This window comes from Marinimicrobium alkaliphilum, from assembly GCF_003259155.1.
GTDB lineage: Bacteria > Pseudomonadota > Gammaproteobacteria > Pseudomonadales > Cellvibrionaceae > Marinimicrobium_A > Marinimicrobium_A alkaliphilum.
This window is the reverse complement of sequence record NZ_QGMQ01000012.1, coordinates 12,793-32,732: the sequence shown is the minus strand read 5'-3', so window position 1 is coordinate 32,732 and position 19,940 is coordinate 12,793. Positions and strand designations below refer to the sequence as shown.

Annotated in this window: 16 protein-coding genes; 13 read left to right on the top strand and 3 right to left on the bottom strand. The window is 57.8% G+C overall.

Features of this window, described 5'->3' with window-relative positions; translation table 11 throughout:
• Positions 1 to 136 precede the first annotated feature (136 nt).
• The 7 genes from murJ (at position 137) to ispH (ending at position 8,887) form a co-directional block, all read left to right on the top strand.
• On the top strand, positions 137 to 1,744 hold the full coding sequence (gene murJ, locus DKW72_RS15685) for a murein biosynthesis integral membrane protein MurJ (protein ID WP_269777903.1): 1,608 nt from the start codon (positions 137 to 139) through the stop codon (positions 1,742 to 1,744).
• A 36-nt stretch (positions 1,745 to 1,780) separates the two neighbouring features.
• Positions 1,781 to 3,028, top strand: coding sequence for a DUF342 domain-containing protein (locus DKW72_RS15680; RefSeq protein WP_157960516.1), 1,248 nt, complete (start codon positions 1,781 to 1,783; stop codon positions 3,026 to 3,028).
• A gap of 133 nt (positions 3,029 to 3,161) precedes the next feature.
• The gene (ribF, locus tag DKW72_RS15675; protein WP_111643393.1) at positions 3,162 to 4,115 is read left to right on the top strand and encodes a bifunctional riboflavin kinase/FAD synthetase; all 954 of its coding nucleotides are present in this window, start codon (positions 3,162 to 3,164) and stop codon (positions 4,113 to 4,115) included.
• Between the two features lie 35 nt (positions 4,116 to 4,150).
• Positions 4,151 to 6,949 (top strand): isoleucine--tRNA ligase, encoded by a 2,799-nt coding sequence (gene ileS / locus DKW72_RS15670; RefSeq protein WP_111643338.1) that lies wholly within the window; start codon positions 4,151 to 4,153, stop codon positions 6,947 to 6,949.
• 19 nt (positions 6,950 to 6,968) lie between these two features.
• Entirely contained in the window at positions 6,969 to 7,466 is a 498-nt protein-coding gene (gene lspA, locus DKW72_RS15665; protein WP_408631119.1) for a signal peptidase II, read from the top strand.
• The gene (locus tag DKW72_RS15660) at positions 7,459 to 7,908 is read left to right on the top strand and encodes an FKBP-type peptidyl-prolyl cis-trans isomerase (RefSeq protein ID WP_111643336.1); all 450 of its coding nucleotides are present in this window, start codon (positions 7,459 to 7,461) and stop codon (positions 7,906 to 7,908) included. Before lspA ends, DKW72_RS15660 begins: the two co-directional genes overlap by 8 nt.
• 40 nt (positions 7,909 to 7,948) lie before the next feature.
• On the top strand, positions 7,949 to 8,887 hold the full coding sequence (ispH, locus tag DKW72_RS15655; protein WP_111643335.1) for a 4-hydroxy-3-methylbut-2-enyl diphosphate reductase: 939 nt from the start codon (positions 7,949 to 7,951) through the stop codon (positions 8,885 to 8,887).
• Here the strand turns inward: ispH and DKW72_RS15650 are convergent.
• The gene (locus tag DKW72_RS15650) at positions 8,884 to 9,405 is read right to left on the bottom strand and encodes a GspH/FimT family pseudopilin (RefSeq protein ID WP_111643392.1); all 522 of its coding nucleotides are present in this window, start codon (positions 9,403 to 9,405) and stop codon (positions 8,884 to 8,886) included. The two genes, ispH and DKW72_RS15650, sit on opposite strands and share 4 nt — an antisense overlap.
• A 223-nt stretch (positions 9,406 to 9,628) precedes the next feature.
• Here DKW72_RS15650 and DKW72_RS15645 point away from each other — a divergent pair, with 223 nt between their 5' ends.
• The 6 genes from DKW72_RS15645 to DKW72_RS15620 are packed head-to-tail and all read left to right on the top strand — an operon-like array spanning position 9,629 to position 16,923.
• Complete coding sequence (locus tag DKW72_RS15645; RefSeq protein ID WP_198411398.1) at positions 9,629 to 10,165, top strand: GspH/FimT family pseudopilin; 537 nt, start codon at positions 9,629 to 9,631, stop codon at positions 10,163 to 10,165.
• Between the two features lie 11 nt (positions 10,166 to 10,176).
• The gene (pilV, locus tag DKW72_RS15640; RefSeq protein ID WP_198411396.1) at positions 10,177 to 10,602 is read left to right on the top strand and encodes a type IV pilus modification protein PilV; all 426 of its coding nucleotides are present in this window, start codon (positions 10,177 to 10,179) and stop codon (positions 10,600 to 10,602) included.
• Between the two features lie 10 nt (positions 10,603 to 10,612).
• Positions 10,613 to 11,629 (top strand): PilW family protein, encoded by a 1,017-nt coding sequence (locus DKW72_RS15635; protein ID WP_198411400.1) that lies wholly within the window; start codon positions 10,613 to 10,615, stop codon positions 11,627 to 11,629.
• A gap of 35 nt (positions 11,630 to 11,664) precedes the next feature.
• Positions 11,665 to 12,192, top strand: a complete 528-nt coding sequence (locus DKW72_RS15630; protein ID WP_111643331.1) for a pilus assembly PilX family protein — start codon at positions 11,665 to 11,667, stop codon at positions 12,190 to 12,192.
• 19 nt (positions 12,193 to 12,211) lie between these two features.
• On the top strand, positions 12,212 to 16,459 hold the full coding sequence (locus DKW72_RS15625) for a pilus assembly protein (protein ID WP_111643330.1): 4,248 nt from the start codon (positions 12,212 to 12,214) through the stop codon (positions 16,457 to 16,459).
• Between the two features lie 29 nt (positions 16,460 to 16,488).
• Positions 16,489 to 16,923, top strand: coding sequence for a type IV pilin protein (locus tag DKW72_RS15620; protein WP_111643329.1), 435 nt, complete (start codon positions 16,489 to 16,491; stop codon positions 16,921 to 16,923).
• 3 nt (positions 16,924 to 16,926) lie between these two features.
• Here the strand turns inward: DKW72_RS15620 and DKW72_RS15615 are convergent, their stop codons facing one another.
• Both DKW72_RS15615 and DKW72_RS15610 read right to left on the bottom strand, forming a co-directional pair.
• Positions 16,927 to 18,291, bottom strand: coding sequence for a sigma-54-dependent transcriptional regulator (locus tag DKW72_RS15615; protein ID WP_111643328.1), 1,365 nt, complete (start codon positions 18,289 to 18,291; stop codon positions 16,927 to 16,929).
• A gap of 6 nt (positions 18,292 to 18,297) precedes the next feature.
• Entirely contained in the window at positions 18,298 to 19,911 is a 1,614-nt protein-coding gene (locus DKW72_RS15610; RefSeq protein WP_111643327.1) for a sensor histidine kinase, read from the bottom strand.
• Positions 19,912 to 19,940 lie beyond the last annotated feature (29 nt).

Here is a 19,940-nt window from a genome sequence, read left to right as displayed (position 1 = left end):
CCTCATTATCGGTTGCGATACTGTTTTTTTATACAGTAGTCCTGTGGGGCGTCACTGTCAACCCCTGCCGGGGCTGTTATTCCGGCAGCAGACTGGCGATAATGCCCGCACCCGTGATTCAGTGACAGGATAGCCTGTGTCCAATCAGCCCGGCCCCGCGCCGCAACAACCGTCACCCCAACCGCCAGCGCCACCCGGGTTGCTGCGTTCGGGCACCCTCGTCAGCGCGATGACAATGTTCTCGCGCGTGCTGGGGCTGCTTCGGGATATGGTCTTTGCGCGGGTGATCGGTGCGGGTTCGGGCGCCGATGCCTTCTTTGTGGCCTTCAAAATCCCCAATTTCTTCCGCCGTCTGTTTGCGGAGGGTGCCTTTGCCCAGGCCTTTGTGCCGGTGTTGTCCGAATATCGCGAGCGCGGCTCGCTGGCGGCAGTGCAGGCGTTGGTGGACCGGGTGGCGGGTTGCCTGGGATCGGTGCTGATTCTGTTTACCGTGCTCGCGGTCGCCGGGGCGCCGGTGGTGGCGGCGCTGTTCGCGCCGGGCTTTTGGCTTGATGATCCGGATCGCTATGCGCTTACCAGCGATATGATCCGGATAACCTTTCCCTACCTCCTGTTGATCTCACTCAGCGGTTTTGCCGGTGCCATTCTCAACAGTTACGACCGCTTCGCCATCCCGGCTTTTACCCCGGTATTGCTCAATGTCGCGCTCATTACCGCCGCGTTGGTGGCGGCGCCCTGGTTTGATCCGCCGGCTCTGGCCCTGGCTTGGGGCGTATTGGTTGCCGGGGTCTGCCAGTTGCTGTTTCAGTTACCCTTTTTGCGCCGGATTCATCTTTTGCCGCGTCCGGTGGTGGATTGGCGCGATCCGGGGGTCAAGCGCATTTTGTGGCTGATGGCGCCGGCGTTGTTCGGCGTCTCCGTGAGCCAGATCAACCTGATGTTCGACACCGTTCTGGCGTCTTTCCTGCCTACCGGCAGTGTCTCCTGGCTCTACTACTCGGATCGTTTGGTGGAGTTGCCGCTGGGGGTGTTCGGGGTCGCTATCGCTACGGTGATCATGCCCAGTCTGTCGCGTCAGCACACGGCCCAGAGCGAAGAGGCTTTTAACCGCACCCTCGATTGGGCACTGCGCCTGATTTTTCTGATAGCCCTTCCGGCTACTCTGGCGCTACTGCTGTTGGCGCAACCGATTTTGCTGACATTATTCCACTATGGGGAGACCGGGCTGCGCGATATCCAGATGTCGACCCTGAGCCTGCAAGCCTACGCGGTGGGGTTGCTGGCCTTTATGCTGATCAAGGTGTTAGCGCCGGGTTATTTTGCCCGCCAGGATATGAAGACCCCGGTGCGTATCGGCATTATCGCCATGGCCGCCAATATGGTGCTCAACCTGTTATTTGTGGTGCCTTTGTACTATTACTTCAATATCGGTCATGTGGGCTTGGCGTTGGCAACCTCAGCGTCGGCCTTTATTAACGCGGGCTTGCTCTACCGCGGCTTGCGTCGGCGCGGCTTCCATTGGCAGCCCGGGGGGCGCAAGTTGGCTTTGCGTTACCTGTTGGCGAATGTCGCCATGGTGTTTAGCCTGATCGTGTGTCTGGTGCTGTGGAATGACTGGGTCGCCTGGCGCGGTCTCCAGCGCGGTTTCGTGCTTGGGGGCGTATGTTTGGTGGGTGCCCTGATCTATTTGGGTAGCCTGTGGCTGTTAGGGGCGCGATTCAGGGATTTTCGCCACCAGATGTAATCTGGCGCTTTTTTCAACATGTGCTATGCTGAGGCCATGAGCGACGATAAAAGCCTTGATAATCCGTCGCCATCCGATACGCCTGCGCAGGATGCCCGTTGGCAATGGCGGCTGCCGGATGACGAGCTGGCCCTCTACCTGCAGCTGGAACCAGCGCGGGGCGGCGGTGCTGTGCCGTCCGTAGAAACCTGGCTCGAGGAGCTTGAAGCCCGCTCTATTGTCCCCGATTGTATTTCCATGAAAGCACTGAGCAAAGCGGCCCAGGCGGCCGAGCCGGTCACCTTGCGTGTGGCCCGTGCGCGTATGCCCGAGCCGGGTGAGGACAGCCGGTTTGAGCTGCTGGTCGACCTGGACGGCGACCTGCGCCCGCGTGAGGACGACCTGGGTAAGGTCGATATGCACGAGCTGCAGGATTTTGTGGTGGTGGACGAAGGGACGGCGTTGATGCGCCGCCACCCGCCGACGTCCGGAAGCCCGGGGCATACCGTCACGGGCAAACTGATTGAGCCCGAGCCAGGGCATACGCGCAACTATGACAGCGGCCTTGAGGGTACTTACTTTGATGATAAGGACCCGGAACTGTTGTGTGCCGCCATCAAGGGCCATCCGGTGCAGGTCGGGCAGGGGGTGCGTGTCGATCCGGTGCTCCGAGTGCGCAAGGTGGACCTGAGTACCGGCAATATCGATTTTGACGGCTCGGTAGAAATCGCCGGCGATATCCCCAGTGATTACAGCGTCAAGGCGACTGGCGATATCCTTGTGCGCGGTGCCATTGAGAAGGCGCAGGTGAGCGCCGGAGGCAGTATTCGCGTGCTTGGCGGTATTATGGGCGAGGACAAAGGCCACGATAAGCACAAAGAACTGGTGTTACGGACGCGCATTGAAGCGGGGGGTGATATCAGTGCCAAGTTCGTTAACCAGACAGAGCTGGTGGCCGGGGGCACAATCGAGATTCGCGAATACGTGATGCAGAGCCACCTGAATGCCGGTGAGCGGGTCTTGGTGGGGCAGCAGGGAGGCCGGGGCAGCATCCTGGGCGGGCGCACGTGTGCCGGTCACTCTATAGCCGTCAACACCCTGGGCAGCAACGCCGATGTGGCCACCCGGGTGGAAGTCACCGGTGCCTGGGCCGCTGAGTCCGATAAACCGCCGGCTGTGGAAGTCAAACGCAGCCTGCACACCAACGTGAGTGTGACCATCAGTGGTTGCAGTCACAGTTTTCGCCGGGATCACGGCCCCTGCTGCCTGATTCGCGCTGGCGATGAGATTGTCCCGCAGGGCTGATTCGCGCCCGTTCCATCGATCGCTTAATCCCCCCGTTAACCGGCCCCAGCGCTGGCGATAGCACCGCTTTAACCGGTATACTCGCGCCTTTGTTCACATTCACCCGTCGAGGCCTGCGCGCAGCTCTGTGGATTTGTCGGCACCAGCGTTTATTCGTGGTTTACACAACTTGCGGCCCGCACACCGGGGCTGCGTCGCCACTATTGGGTCTTTCGATGGTGTGCACTTGGGGCACCAGGCGATTCTGCGCCAGCTCACTGAGGCGGCCCGGGAGCACCAACAGCCTTCGGTGGTGATGATTTTTGAGCCCCAGCCGCACGAATTTTTCGGTCGGGAGCAGGCGCCGGCGCGGCTGATGCGCCTGCGCGAAAAAATCCAGGCGCTGTTTGCGGCGGGCGTTGACCGGGTGTTCTGCCTGCAGTTCAACGCCAAGTTGCGCAGCCTATCGGCCCAGGCCTTTATCGATCAGGTGTTGGTCGAGGGGCTGGGGGTCCGTCACTTGGTGGTGGGCGATGATTTTCGTTTCGGCTGCGACCGGCGCGGGGATTTTGCTTTGCTCAAGGCGGCCGGTGCCGAGCACGGTTTCAGCGTGACCGACACCTTTACGCTGGCCTATGCGGGTGAGCGCATTAGCAGCACCCGTATTCGCGAGGCGCTTGAGGCGGCCGACTTTGACCTGGCCGCGCAGCTCCTCGGACGGCCCTACAGTATCAGTGGCCGCGTGGGCCATGGACAGCGTCTGGGGCGCCAGTTGGGTGTACCCACCGCCAACATCCAGCTGCGGCGCCACCGCTCACCACTGCACGGGGTGTATGCGGTCAGCGCTACGCTGGAGGACGGGCGATCGCTGCCCGGCGTGGCCAATGTGGGCGTGCGCCCGACCGTCCAGGGCGGAACCAAGCCCCTGTTGGAGGTGCACCTCCTGGATGTTGATGAACATTTATACGGCCAGCGAATGACCGTGGTATTTCACCGCAAGCAGCGCGCCGAGCAGCGTTTCGCCTCTGTGGCGGACTTGCAGGCGCAGTTGCATCGGGATATTGCCGAGGCGCGCCGGTATTTCGAACAAGCGAACCTAACAACCTGACTTTAAACCGTGATCACTAGGCGAAGCCGTTGACTATGACCGACTACAAAGCCACCCTGAATTTGCCTCACACCGAATTTGCGATGCGCGCCAATTTGGCTCAGCGCGAGCCCAAAATGCTCGAGCAGTGGTACGCCAACAAATTGTACGAACAAATTCGCACCGCCCGTGCCGGGCGCGAGCGTTTTATCCTGCACGACGGCCCACCCTATGCCAACGGCGACATTCATATTGGTCACTCGGTCAACAAAATTCTCAAGGACATCATTGTCAAGAGTAAAACCTTGAGTGGTTTTGATGCGCCCTACGTGCCCGGCTGGGACTGCCACGGTCTGCCCATTGAGCATAACGTCGAGAAGAAGCACGGCAAGGCAGGCACCAAGCTCGATGCTAAAGCCTTCAGGCAGAAGTGCCGTGAGTATGCCGCGCGTCAAGTCGAAGGGCAGACAAAGGATTTTATTCGTTTGGGGGTGCTGGGCGACTGGGACAATCCCTACCTGACCATGGACTACGCTTTTGAGGCCGATATCATTCGGGCCCTGGGTGAAATCGCGCGCAACGGTCATCTGCACAAAGGCTTTAAGCCGGTGTACTGGAGTGTGGTGGGCGGCTCGGCCCTGGCGGAAGCGGAAGTGGAGTACCAGGACAAGGTGTCCTACTCCATTGATGTAAAGTTTGCCTTTGCCGATCAGGCTGCCGCCGCCAAGGCCCTCGGTAATCCTGGGGGCGAGGGTGCATTGGCTCTGGTGATCTGGACCACCACCCCCTGGACCCTGCCAGCCAACCAGGCTGTAAGTGTTCATCCGGAGCTGGATTATGTCTGGTTGCAGGCCGACGGTCAGCGTTTGCTGGTGGCTGAAGCCCTGGCGGAAAACGTCATGGCGCGCGCCGGTATCGACAGTTTTTCCGTTGTTGGGCGCTGCAAAGGCGCGGCCCTGGAAAAGCTTGACGTCCAGCACCCCTTTTACGACCGCCAGGTGCCGGTGATTCTCGGCGATCACGTGACCACTGAGGCGGGTACCGGCTGTGTGCACACCGCACCGGATCACGGTATGGATGACTTTGTGGTGGGCCAGCAGTACGGCATCGGCACCCTCAACTATATCGACGATAACGGCGTGTACCGCGATCACGTCGAGTTGTTTGCGGGCGAGCACGTTTACAAGGTGGATGACAAAGTGGTGGCGTTGCTCGAGGAGCAGGGTGCGCTGCTGGCCCAGAGTAAAATCACCCACAGTTTTCCGCACTGCTGGCGCACCAAGACGCCGCTGATCTTCCGTGCCACGCCCCAGTGGTTCGTGAGCATGGAGAAAAAAGACCTGCGCGGTCAGGTATCGGCGGCCGTGGACAAGGTCCAGTGGGTGCCCGACTGGGGCCGTGCGCGCATCGACAGCATGCTCGAAAGCTCGCCCGACTGGTGTATTTCGCGTCAACGAACCTGGGGCGTGCCTATCACCCTGTTTGTTCACAAAGAGACGGGTGAACTGCACCCGCGCACTGACGAATTGATCGAAGAGGTGGCCCAGCGGGTCGAAAAAGCCGGTATTGATGCCTGGTTCGACTTGAGCGCCGATGACTTGCTGGGCGAGGAGTCGAAAGACTACGACAAAGTCACCGATACCCTCGACGTCTGGTTTGACTCGGGCGTGACCCACTATGCGGTGCTGCAACAGCGCCAGGGATTACGCTACCCGGCGGATCTGTACCTTGAGGGGTCGGACCAGCATCGGGGCTGGTTCCAGTCGTCCCTGAAAACCGCCGTTGCCATCAGCGGCGAACCGCCCTACAAGACCGTGCTCACCCACGGCTTTACGGTCGACGCCAAGGGTCACAAAATGTCCAAGTCCCTGGGCAATGTGATCCCGCCGCAAAAAGTGATGAATGACCTGGGTGCGGATGTGCTGCGCCTGTGGGTGGCAGCTACCGACTTCAGCGGCGAGATGAGCGTTTCCGACGAAATTCTCAAGCGTACCGCCGACTCCTATCGGCGCATCCGCAACACGGCGCGCTTTATGCTTTCCAACCTGAACGGATTCAACCCGGAGACCGACGCGGTCAGCACTGACCAGATGGTTCAGCTTGACCGCTGGATCGTACAGCGCGCCGCGCGCCTGCAGCAGGAAATTATCAGCGCTTACGATAACTACCAGTTCCATTCGATTTACCAGAAAGTACACAATTTCTGTGTCCTGGAACTGGGCGGCTTCTACCTGGATATTATCAAGGATCGCCAGTACACCACCAAAGCGGACAGCCTGCCCCGGCGCTCAGCGCAGACCGCGCTCTACCATGTGATCGAGGCGTTCTCCCGCTGGATCGCGCCCATTTTGAGCTTTACCGCTGACGAAATGTGGCCGCTGATTCCGGGTAAGCGCGAGGCCAATGTGTTTATTGCCGAATGGTACCAACTGCCAGCTCTGGATGCCTGCGCGGTTGACCCCGACTTCTGGGGGCTGGTGGTTGAGGTTAAAAATGCCGTCAACAAAGTGTTGGAAGATAAGCGCAACACCGGTGACATTGGTGGCTCGCTCACCGCTGAGGTGACGCTCTATTGTGATGAGGCGCTGAAGGCCCAACTGCAGACGCTGGGTGACGAACTGCGCTTTGTACTGATTACCTCCAGTGCGCAGGTCGAGCCCATGGCTGACGCCGGTGACGCGGAAAGCACTGATCTTGAAGGGCTCAAGCTCGTGGTGCGTAAGTCTGCCCACAAAAAATGCGAACGCTGCTGGCACTTGCGTCCCGATGTTGGCACCCATGCGGGCCACGAGGGAATCTGCGGGCGCTGTGTCGACAATATTGATGGCGCTGGCGAAATTCGCCAGTTTGCCTAATAGGAATAGTCAGACGATGATGAAAATTCCGGATGTGAAAGCCGCGTGGCACTGGTATCTGATTGCCGCCGTTGTCGTCGCCGTGGACCTGCTGACCAAGTACTGGGCCTCGGCGGCGCTTGATTATGGCGAGCCGGTGGTGTTTACCCCGTTCTTTAATTTTACCCTGTTGCACAATCCGGGCGCGGCGTTCAGTTTTTTGAGTGAAGCCGGGGGCTGGCAGCGGTGGTTTTTCACCGTCATTGCCTTTGTGGTCAGTATTGTCCTGGTGGTCTGGATATCCCGGGTGCCTCAGTGGCGCTGGCGTGAGTCCCTGGGGTTGAGCCTGATTCTCGGCGGCGCCGTGGGTAACCTGTGGGATCGCGTGGTGCACGGTTATGTCGTAGACTTTATCGTGGTGCACTACCAGGATTACTACTGGCCTGCGTTCAATATCGCCGATTCGGCGATCACCGTGGGCGCCGGTCTGTTGATTATCGATATGTTGATGACCAAGGAGTCTGCGCGCCATGCGTGATTTGATCGTCGGTCCGGGCACGACTGTGACCCTGCATTTTTCACTTCAGTTGAAAGACGGTGAGGTGGTGGACTCCAATTTTGAGACCGAGCCCGCGACTTTTACCGTCGGCGACGGCAATCTGTTGCCGGGTTTCGAGAAAGCGCTCTTTGGCTTACGCGAGGGCGACCGCAAGGAGCTGCTGATCAAGCCGGAAGATGGCTTTGGTCAGCACAACCCGAGTAATATTCAGGAAATCCCGCGGGATGATTTTGGTCCGGACATTGAATTGAGTGAGGGCTTGATGCTGTCCTTTGCCGATGCCCAAAAAACCGAGCTGCCCGGTGTGATCAGAGAGTTTGATGACGAGGTGGTGCTGGTGGATTTCAACCACCCTCTCGCCGGGCACGATATAGTGTTTGACGTTGCGATTCTCAAGATTGAACCCGCTCAGGTACATTGATTCAAATTTTCCAATGCACGACCCAATAGGGTGACCCACTATGCACATCAAACTCGCCAATCCCCGCGGCTTTTGCGCCGGCGTCGATCGCGCCATCGATATCGTCAATCGGGCGCTGGACGTGTTCGGCGCACCCATCTATGTGCGCCATGAGGTGGTGCATAACAAATTCGTGGTGGATGCCTTGCGCGAGCGCGGCGCCGTCTTTGTCGACGAGCTCGACGAAGTGCCTGACGATGTAATCGTGATTTTCAGTGCTCACGGTGTTTCGCAGGCCGTGCGCGACGAGGCCGAGCGTCGCCAGCTGCAAGTGTTCGATGCTACCTGCCCACTGGTCACCAAAGTCCATATCGAGGTCATTCGTTACAGTCGCGAAGGGCGCGAGTGTGTGCTGATCGGTCACGAGGGTCACCCGGAAGTGGAGGGCACCATGGGCCAGTACGACAGTCGCAACGGGGGCAGTATCTATCTGGTCGAGGACGAAGCTGACGTTGCCCGCCTCGCGGTACGTGACCCCGGTCGGTTGGCTTACGTTACCCAGACCACCTTGTCGATGGATGACACCGCCAAGGTCATCGATGCATTGCGCCAGCGTTTCCCGGGTATCGAAGGGCCACGCAAGGACGATATCTGCTACGCCACCACCAACCGCCAGGACGCTGTGCGTCAGCTGGCCCTGGAGTGCGATCTGGTGCTGGTGGTCGGATCCCACAACAGCTCCAACTCCAATCGCCTGTGTGAGCTGGCTGAGCGCTGTGGCACCGAAGCCTACCTGATCGACAACCCCGGGTGTATCGACGTCAACTGGCTGCGCGGCAAAACCTCTATCGGTATCACCGCGGGAGCGTCTGCGCCGGAAATATTGGTCGAACAGGTGGTCGCGCATCTCCAGGCTCTGGGGGCTGACTTGCCCGCCGAATTGCCCGGTATTCCGGAAAATATCCGCTTTACGCTGCCCAAAGCCTTGCGTAGCTCCTAAGCCGGGGCGCAGTCCTCACCCCCGATGCGCTGCATGCGCACGCGCCCACCCCGGGCGAGCACCAGGCGATAGCCCTCACCGCCGGCGCTGGGGCAAATCTCGAACGTACCCATTTGCAGCATGCCGCCGCCCCCGCCGTGGGCGCGCCTCGCCTCGCCGGTGCCGATAAAGGACACATAGTCCTCGACCCAGTGGTTGCCCCGTATGACCACGCCGCTCAACGCGTCCGTGCGGCTCACCCATTCATCGCTATCGTCGGGTTTACCCGAATTCGCTGTATCGACAAACAACAGCCAACCCTGATGCCAGTCCTCCTGCGCACGCAGCGTTACCCGCTGGTTCCGACTCACGGCCAGCGTGCGGGCTTGCTGCAGTGCCTGGCGAAGTTCGAAGGCGGCTGCTCGGGACTGGGTATTGTGCAGTTGTTGGGTCATGGCCGGTAAACCGGCACCCATCAGGATGGCCAGGACGGCCAGAGAAATGACAAGTTCATAGAGTGTGATGCCGCGCTGGCGCATAGCTATCCTCCTTGATAACCGTTTATCCCGTCTTGCGCGCCGATGGTCGCCACCGGCCTGCCTGACGGACGTCCTTGTGGTAGTGTCAAAAATACTAAATTGCGCCTGCGTGTCCGTCCAGACCCGCTGTTTGGCTCTGGCGCATAAAGATGTGAACTGCCTCACGAAACAAAAAACTCAGTAACGGTACGCTGCGATAACAATGAACAAGGTGCCAAAGCTTATGCGTAAAGAACGGGGATTCACCCTGATAGAGCTGATCGTCACCCTCGCCGTGCTCGCCATCGTTGCGGGCTTCGCGATTCCGGGGTTTAACAGCCTGATTCAGAGCAACCGCTCGGTGGCCCTGGCAGAGGATCTGTTGTCTGCGGTGAACTACGCCCGCAGTGAAGCGGTGCGCCGGGGTCAACGGGTGAGTCTGTGCGCCAGTGACAACGGTACCAGCTGTACCGGCGACTGGGTTGACGGGTGGATTGTTGTGGTTGACACCGCGACCACCGATACCGCCAATGCGCCGGTGGTCGCCAACATAGATGCGGTGTTGCGCCATTGGGAGGGGCCCGGGCTCAATGCCGCCATCACCGTGGAGCAGCCGGCGGGTACCGATCGAAGCTTTATTCGCTATACCCGCACGGGCACCCTGGCGCGCACGGGCAATGCCCGCCTGCAAACCAGCATTGCCAATTGTGCGAGCGACCGCGCGCACCGTATTGATATTCGCCAGGGCGGAGCCGTCAACCGCTCGCGCGCTGATTGTTAGGAGGAACACCTGTGAAGCATTCACGTAAGCGCCAGGGCGGCGTCGGTTTGATCGAGGTGCTGGTCACCGTACTGATTTTGGCGGTATCGCTGCTGACTATCGCGGCCCTGCAGACCCGTTCACTGCAATACAACCACAGTGCCTATCTGCGCTCCCAGGCCAATATTCTGGCGTATGACATCCTCGACCGGATGCGCATCAATCAGGGCAACCTCAATGCCTACAGCGGCCTTGATTTTGGCGATGAGCCTGCCGGTACCTCGCTGGCGGCCACGGACGTGGGCGAGTGGCTGGCCGTGATCGAGCGGACATTGCCGGGCGGGGAGGGCGCCATCACCTGTACCAACCGTCTGTGCACCGTCAGTATTCGCTGGAGCGAACAGGACAGCGCCGGTGATGATGACCTCACCGATTTCTCCTATACCACTCAACTCTAAGGCAGGCGTTATGTTTCGGCAAAAAGGTTTATCGCTGATCGAACTGATGATCTCCATCGCCGTGGGCCTGGTTTTGATGACCGGTGTGGTCCAGTTGTTCCTCGGCAGTCGGGTGACTTTCGAAACGCAACAGGCAGTTTCCCGGGTTCAGGAAACTGGGCGTATGGCCATTGAATTTATGGCTCAGGATATTCGTATGGCGGGTTATCGCGGCTGCTCCCAGAATGTGGAGCCCGTGAGTAATCTTGAGGCGTCGACCGATTACAACTACGATTTTGGTTTCGGCAATGAAATTGAAGGTTTCTCGGCGGGAGGGACGGAAACTCATCCGTTGGGTGCGGGCGTTACACCTGTCGCCGGGTCAGATATTCTTGTCATTCGCTCCTCCGGTGAGGATAGCGTCAGTATTATCAATAAGGTCCCTAACAATGCCAATTTTGATGTTCCTGGTGCGTCGAATAACGAGTGTATCACCGGTCAGGACATTTGTGAGGGTGATGTGGTGATGCTGTCGGATTGTTCACAGGCTGCGATTTTCCGCATCGCCAATATTGCCTCGAATAATCCTATCAATGTCGTTCACTCCAATGCGAACTTCCCCAGTGGCCCGCGCAATATGAGCCCGCAGCTGCCTATGGAGTTTGGTTCGGGCGCGGAGATCGTCAAGATGGTGACCAGCACCTACTACGTCGCGCCGAGCACAGTAAATCCTGGGCAAACCAGCCTGTGGAAGCGCCAGTTTGGTGACAGTTTTGAACTTGTTGAAGGCGTCGAAACCATGCGCCTGCGCTATGGCGAGGACACCAGCGGTAATGGCGTGCCCGATACTTATCGGCGCCACAATGTGGTGAGTGACTGGAGCCGGGTGGGAGCCGTACGCATTGAGCTACTGGTGCGCAGTGAAACTGACGGCGTGCTGGAAGAGCCGCAACCCTATGTTTTTGATGGTGCCGATGTGACTCCAACCGATCGTCGGTTGCGCCATGTGTTTATCAATACTATCGCGGTGCGTAACCGCTTGCAGTGATTTTTCAAGAACGATCACCAAAAGGTGCAGCAGTTATGAAATCTGGACAGAGATCTTCCCAACGTGGTGCCGTGCTGATAGTCGGACTGATTATGGTGCTATTGATGACCACTATTGGTCTGGCCGCCATTCGCGGGTCCAGCATGCAGGAAATGATGGCTGGGAATATGCGCGATCGCAACCTTGCCTTTCAGGCGGCGGAGGCCGCCCTGCGTGTGGCTGAGCGGGATCTGGCGGCGCGCGCCACCATGCCGGCTTTTGATGGCTCGGTAACCGGATTTCTGGACGCTGACGAGCCGATTAATCGAGCAGCGGCCTGGAGTCAATTTTCCTGGGGTAATCAATCCCTTTCCTCGGCGCTGGAAATCGACGGTGTTAGCCAGACCCCGCGCTACGTGGTTGAAGAGATTACCGCTACCCGTGTAGCGGGTACGGATGGCAGCGCGGTGGATTTTGAGAGCCTGCTGACCTATGAAGAAGCGGTTCACTATCGCATTACCGCGCGCGGTGTAGGCGCCAACCCCAGTACCGAAGTCATTTTGCAAACGATGTTCAAACGTTAACCCGTGAGAGTGTAAAGCCATGATCTCAACGAAGATATACAGTAATGCGCTAAAGGCGCTCACGGTGGTGGGGCTCTACGCCGCAGCGGCGATGCCGGTATTGGCTCTGGAGCTGTCCCAGTCACCGCTGTTTCTGGCTCAACCAGTCCGCCCGCTGGTGATGCTCAACATGTCCAATGATCACCAACTGTATTTTAAGGCCTACGATGATTACTCGGATCTGACGGGTGATGGACGCCCCGATACGACCTATGTGCACGATTACGATTACTATGGATACTTTGATTCCGGGAAGTGTTACACCCATACGAGTAATCGTTTTGTGCCGTCGCGCGTGGTCGATGAAGATGGCTACTGTAATCATGGGACAGCGGCGAATGAGTGGAGTGGTAATTTTCTTAATTGGGCAACGATGACTCGCATGGATGCTGTGCGGAAGATACTGTATGGCGGATTGCGCCATGTGGACACGGCAACAGAGACGGTGTTGGAAAGGGCATTTATTCCGCATGACGCTCATTCTTTTTCGAAGTACTACAACGGTACAGATATCGGTCGTCTTACGCCGTTTGGCAGCGTTACGTCAGGACTGACTGAAACCAAGGAAACGGGGATTACTATCTGTAATACAACAGAGGGGAGTGGCTTCTCCCAGAATGTGACCAATCCTCCGTTGCTCCGAGTAGCAGAGGGAAACTTCTCCCTCTGGAATAGCAATGAGCGCTGGCAATGCCGTTGGCGCGAAGATATGACTAGCGCTGGGCAAGGTGTAAATGATAATGACCCTGATATTACAGGTATTTATGCCTATTCAGATAGCCCGCAGCGCAGTGAAGATAGCTTGGGCGAGGGTGATTATATTGTGCGGGTCAAGGCCTGCGTGCCCGGATTGGAAGAGGAAGACTGTCGCTCCTACCCCAGCGGAAATACTAAGCCCTCCGGGCTTCTGCAAGAGTACGGCGAGCGAGGCCGAATTCTGTTTGGTCTTATGACCGGGTCCTACGGTCGAAATAAGAGTGGTGGTGTTTTAAGAAAAAATATCGGCGACCTGCAAGATGAGATCTATTCTGAAACCGATGGCCGCTTTAAAGCTTCGCCAGAATCCGGCGGTATCGTCGATACGCTCAATCGGTTAAGGATCTTTGGGTACAATTACAACTCAGGTGAATACAGTGGTGGAACTGCCTCCGACAACTGCCCGTTCGGGCTCACGGGGTTTGATGATGGGGATTGTAGCAACTGGGGTAACCCCCAGTCAGAGATATATCTTGAGTCGTTAAGATATTTGGCGGGAAAGGCCCCTAACTCCGGCTTTGTTACAGACGATAGCGATTATATTCCCGGCTTGGTGACCGCCGACTGGAATGATCCAATCAGTACGGCAAATTTTTGCGCCCCTTTGAGTGTTATTCAGTTCAATGCATCAAAAAGTTCGTTCGATGACGATGTCAGTGGCGTAGGCGATCTGGGGTTGACCGACGTCCGCGGCTGGGTGAACCGGATCGGAAGTGCTGAGTCTATTCACGGCAATCAATTTTTTGTGGGCTCCTCAGGCACACAGGACGATCAATTGTGTACCCCCAAACTAATTTCAAACCTGGGAGATGTGCATGGTATATGCCCGGACGCGCCGAGACTTGAGGGGACCTACAATATTGCCGGCTTGGCGTACTATGCGAGGACCAACAGCATTCGGACAGATCGTCAGGGTGAGCAAACCGTCAGGACCTACGGGGTGGCTTTGTCCTCCGCGACTCCCACGCTTACAGTGCCTGTGCCAGGCTCTGCAGGCCGGACGATCAGTATTCTGCCTGCGTGTCAGAACCTGCAGACGTCTGGTGGCGTTAGAGAGGGGAACTGCGCAATTGTCGATTTTAGAATTATTGAAGAAAATCGGGGCGCTTTGGTCAATTCCGGGAAAGTCTATATCAATTGGGAGGCCGCTGAGCAGGGTGGCGACCACGATTCTGACATGTGGGGCGTTCTGGAGTATGAAGTAGTACCTGGTAGGGTAGAAGTCACGACTAACGTGATGCAGCAGTCGTCGGGCCGTCCATTAGGCTTTGGATACGTCATAAGCGGTACCACCTCAGATGGCTTTCAAGTCCACTCTGGGATCAATAATTTTACGCGGCCGGCTGCGACCGCGCCGGTCGGTGCTGTAATTAATGGATGTAACAATTGTACGGTTGGCAACACCGAGACCACAAATACGTACATTGTTGGCGATTCGCTGGCAAATCAATTGCAGTCGCCGTTGTATTATGCCGCCAAATGGGGAGGTTTCTCTGATGATGCGATGGAAGAAAGCGATATTGCAGAGAGTGAACCTGAAACCTACTTTTTTGCTACCGAGCCCCGGCAGCTCCAAAGGGACCTTGATGACGCGCTGCGCCAGGTTGCGGACGAGGTGGGCTCTGCCTCGGCAGTAGCCACCAACTCTACACGCCTGGGCACAGACACCGTAATCTATCAAGCGTTGTTTGACAGTTCTGACTGGACCGGTGAGCTGCAGGCGATCGAGCTGCGCGAAGACGGTTCTCTGGGGGATGTGAAATGGAGCACTCGTGACACCTTTCAGCCGATCAATCACAATGTCCGTCGTATCTTTACCCATGATGGCGACAGCGGGGTTGAGTTTCAGGTACAGAACCTGAATGACCAGCAGCGCACTCTGTTGGCGGGTGGCGAGGATAACCTCATTCTTGCAGAGGCCCGTCTGAATTGGGCACGCGGCCAAGCCGTGCCCGGGATGCGCGAACGCTCCGGTATTTTAGGGGATATCATCAATTCCGATCCGGCTTTTTCCGGTACCAACAGCTTCCGTTTCTACGGTCTTGATGAGGATCTGGGTGGCCCCGAGTACCGGGACTTTGTTGACACCAAGCAGGGACGACCGGAGGTAGTGTTCGTCAACTCCAACGGCGGCATGCTGCATGCTTTTGACGCTCAAACGGGCGAAGAGCTATTTGCCTATGTACCTTCGACGGTCTATGAACAGTTGTACAATATGAGTCTGCCGAACTACGGTGCGCCCTCCAATCCGCACCAATACAGTGTCGATGGGCAAATCTTTGTAGGCGATGCCTATATTGATGATCAGTGGCGAACGCTGTTGGTGGGTGCTTTGGGTGCGGGCGGCCGGGGGCTGTTTGTGCTGGATGTCACCGACCCCGAGAACTTCAGTGCGAACGATGTGCTTTTTGAGATCACGCCGACCACTCATGCTGACGTGGGCCAAGTTATCGGTCAGTCATTGGTTGCGCCGACGTCGGATGGTTGGTATATCTTTTTTGGCAATGGCTACAATTCGGTCGACCATCAAGCTAAATTGATGATGGTGAAGGTGGATAATGGCGGTGCGACGGTGCGCACCTACGGGTCGAGCACAAATGGCAGCGATGCAGACCCCAACGGTATGGCGGGCCCTGCGTTGATGGTAAATGGGGTTGGCGAGGTAACCCATGCTTATGCGGGCGATTATCACGGCAACCTGTGGAAGTTCAGCTTTACCCACAGCAATACAGGCAACTGGGGGGCGGCCTACAGTCAGGGCCAGAACCCACTACCCATGTTCACGGCAATCGATCGCAATAATCGCCGTCAGCCGATCACCGCGTCACCTACTTTGGGTGTCAACGCGCAGAAAAACAACGCGGTAATGGTGTACTTTGGCACCGGCAGTTACTTGACCGACGCGGATAACGCCCCGGGTAACGTTATACATAGCTTCTATGCGCTGGCGGATACAGGCAATCGTATTACCGCACGTACGCAGTTGATGGAGAAATCCATTATCTATGAGGGCGACCCCTTGCCATCGATGGACGGTGACCTGGATCGTTTGACCCGACAAGTGGACAAAAACGATGATGATACTTGGTGGGAGAATAAAAGTGGCTGGTTCCTCGACCTTATTGGACCGGATACGACCGTCCCGACCGGCGAGCGGGTCGTGAGTCGTCCCTTGTTGATGTACGACCGGCTGATATTCCCCACATTGATCACCAACGACGACCCCTGCTCCTATGGTGGCTCTGGTTGGCTGATGGAGTTGATTGCGGTAGGGGATCGCTATGTTGGCCACAGTATTCTCGGTGCCGACGGTCTGGCGCTTGATTATGCCGTCATGGGCCTTCCTCCGTTGATCCGCGGTGGCGAATCCGGCTACCTGCCCCTGAGTGATATTAGCGGCGACATCACGGTGCAGGAAGGCTCCATGCCCGCCGGTGCGGTGGGCCGACAATCCTGGCGTCAACTGCGCTAACAGGCTCCATATATAGAAGCGAGGTAACAATGCTCATTCGTAAAAAAACAAAACATGGCGGCTTTACGCTGATTGAGGTGATGATTGTGGTGGTGATCGTCGGTATTATTGCCGGGATCGCCTATCCCTCTTATATGAACTCGGTCATGCGCAGTAATCGGGCGGATGCCAAGGCGGAGTTGAATGATGTGGCGCAGCGCCTGCAGCGCTGCTTCACGGCACACAGCGCCTATAACAGTGCGAGTTGTGGTGTGGCAGATAGCATTTCCGGTGGGGATACCCTGACCTCGCGCGAAGGCCTGTACAGCATCGCGGCGACCACGCTTACGGCGACAACGTATACCCTGACGGCAACGCCGGTAGCGGGCACCATGCAGGCCAACGACAGTGCCTGCACCACGTTGACCCTCGATCATCGGGGCACCCGTGGCGCCACGGGAACGGCGCCGGATGATTGCTGGTAAACACTACTCCTGATCGAGCCCCAGCTTTTGCAATCGGTAGCGCAGGGAACGAAAGCTGATGCCCAGCTCTTTGGCTGCCATGGTTTTGTTCCACTGGGTCTGATCCAGCGTTTTGCACAGGATATCGCGCTCAATGTCAGCCAGGTAGTCGTCGAGTGAGGCGTAGTTGCGCCAGTGCTCGGCACTCTGGCTCGCAGGCTCTGAGGGTTGCAGCGGCGTCATCTGGCGGGTGTTGATGTGCAAATCTGCCTCATCAATTTCCTGACTGTCGCACAGCGTAAAAGCCCGCTCCAGAATGTTTTCCAGCTCTCGCACATTGCCCGGAAAATGGTATTGAGCCAGCACCTCAAGTGCACGTGTTGACAGGGTGGGGCTCGGCACATTGATGCCCGAGGCCAGACGCTCAAGCAAGTGCCGCGCAAGCATTGGAATGTCGTCCTGACGGTCACGCAGAGGCGGGACGTTGATCTGAATCACGTTGAGCCGGTAAAACAGGTCCTGCCGGAAACGTCCCGCGTCGACTTCCTTCTCCAGGGCCTTGTGGGTCGCACACAGCACTCGCACATCGGTCCGGATTTCTTCCTGGGCCCCAATCGGACGTATCGCTTTTTCCTGTATAGCGCGCAGTAGTTTGACCTGCATATCCAGCGGCAGGTCGGCCACTTCGTCAAAAAACAGTGTGCCGCCCTCAGCCTGCTGAAACAACCCGGCCTTGTCCTGATGAGCGCCGGTAAAGCTGCCTTTTTTGTGGCCAAAAAATTCGCTTTCCATCAGCTCGCGCGGAATCGCACCGCAGTTGACCGCCACAAAAGGTTTGTGCGCTCGAGGGCCAAACTGGTGAATGGAGCGTGCCACCAGCTCTTTGCCCGAGCCGGATTCGCCGCTGATATACACCGGTGCCTGGGAGCGCGCCAGTTTACGGATGCTTTGGTTAAGGGATTCAATCGCCGGTGCATTGCCGATAATCAGCGGGTTGTCGCTCGCTTCTTCTGCGCTGAGTTGGCTGGATTCAATTGCGGTGGTAACGATTTTGCGCAGGGTCGCCAAATCCACCGGTTTTGAGATGAAATCAAAAGCGCCTGCTTTCATTGACTCAATGGCGGTGTCAATACAGCCGTGTGCAGTGATTACGGCCACCGGTGTTTGCGGGCACTGGTGCTGAATGTAGTGCACGACCTCCAAACCGTTGCCGTCGGGTAAGCGCATGTCGGTAAGGCACAGTTGGTAGTTGTTCTCCGCTAGCAGCGCTTTGGCTTGCTGCACATCGCCTGCCTGGTCTGTGGCGATCCCCATGCGTCCAAGGGTGATCTCCAGCAGTTCGAGAATATCCGGTTCGTCGTCGATAACCAGTGCGCGTGCTGTGCTCATGCCGCTTTACCTGTGCCTTTGGTTTTCCGTTGTTGCCAGCAGAATGCGAAAGCGGCTGCCGCCGCGTGGGTTGCGTTGGTAGTCTATAGAAGCGCGATTGGCTTCGCAAAGTTCCTTGCAGATATACAGCCCCAGTCCCGACCCCGTGTTGCCGGTGGTGAAAAAGGGTTCGAAAATATGCCGGGCTTTCTCCGCCTCGATGCCGGGGCCCGCGTCGAGGACGTCAATCGAGGGGCGCTGGCGCTGAACGTCGAAGCGACCCATGAGCGCGATGTGCACGCGGCCTTGGGCATCGGCACCGTAACGCAGAGCGTTGTCACACAGGTTGCTCATCACTTGGTAGAGCTGGCTGGGGTCGAATTTTGCCAGCAGCGGCTCGCCGGGGGTGTTGACCGCGATCCGCAGGGGTTCCGCCGCACAGGCATTCTGGTAGTCTTCCTTGAACTTTACCAGCCACTGGCTCAGATCGATCTGAGCCGGTTGAGCAGTACGTCGACGGGAGAGTTGCATCACGTTCTCGATGATATGGTTTACCCGGGTACTGTGGTTATCGATGATTGTCAGTAGCCGCCGGTCGGCTGTGTCCAGGCTATCGGACTCGCCCAGGAGTTGGCTGGCGTGGCTAATGGCGCCCAGCGGGTTGCGGATCTCGTGGGCAATGCTGGCAGTGAGGCGCCCGAGTGAGGCGAGTTTAAGGCGCTGAGCTTGTTGAGTGATTTCCCGGTTGTCTTCAACAAATGCCAGAGTCCCTGTCGCTTCACGTGCTTCAAGAGCTGTGAAGCTGAGCTTGATCTCGGCGCTGGGGGCGCCGTCCAGGTAGAGCAGGGCGGTGGGTTCCTGGGACGCTTGCCACTGCTTCAGCGCATCCGCTACGGCTGGTAGCGCTTCGATATCAGCGGGCGGGGTATGCCCTTCAAGTCCGAGCAGCTGACAGGCGGCACGATTGATCAGTTCGATCTCGCCGTGCTCGTTGATGGCGATCAGCCCGGTGCGCATTTCCTCGACCACCTGTTGCGCCAGGCGCTGCAGATGTGCCGCCTGGCGGGCTTGGGCTTGAGCTTCGGCGTGGGTGGTGCGCAGCCGCCGGTTCAGGTACTGGAAGGCGATGGCGGTGATAAAAATCAGCGCCCCGAGTGAGCCCGCGGCAAACAGGGTCTGGTTGTCCACGCCTACCAGCATCAGGCGCGACAGGCTTTCGGCGATAACCGCAATACTGGCCACGGCCGCCAGGGCTACAGCCAGTCGGCCAGTCAGCAAGATGCCGCCCGCCGCGGTGGCGGCCAGTAACAGATAGCCCATGCCGCTGAGCGCGCCCCCACTGGCATGCATGAGCAGCGTCAGGGCAATGACGTCGATCAGCAGAACCGCAAACAACTGCTCCTGGCTTGGCTGAAAGCGCGCGCGCCAGAGCAGTACCACGGTAAAAATGTTTAATCCGGTGTAGATCAGCGACGTATAGAAAAACAGGGCCGGGTTGTCGTCTCCCAGTATGGAAGGGGCAACGTTGATCTGGAACATGGCCAGCAACACGGTGCCGAGCACGGCGCGATAAAATGTGTAAACCCTGAGCAGGTCGTAGTTGCTGTAGGGGCCGAGCTGGGTTTTTTGTAGGCTGTTCATTATCACCTGCTAACTTGATCGGCAGTTTT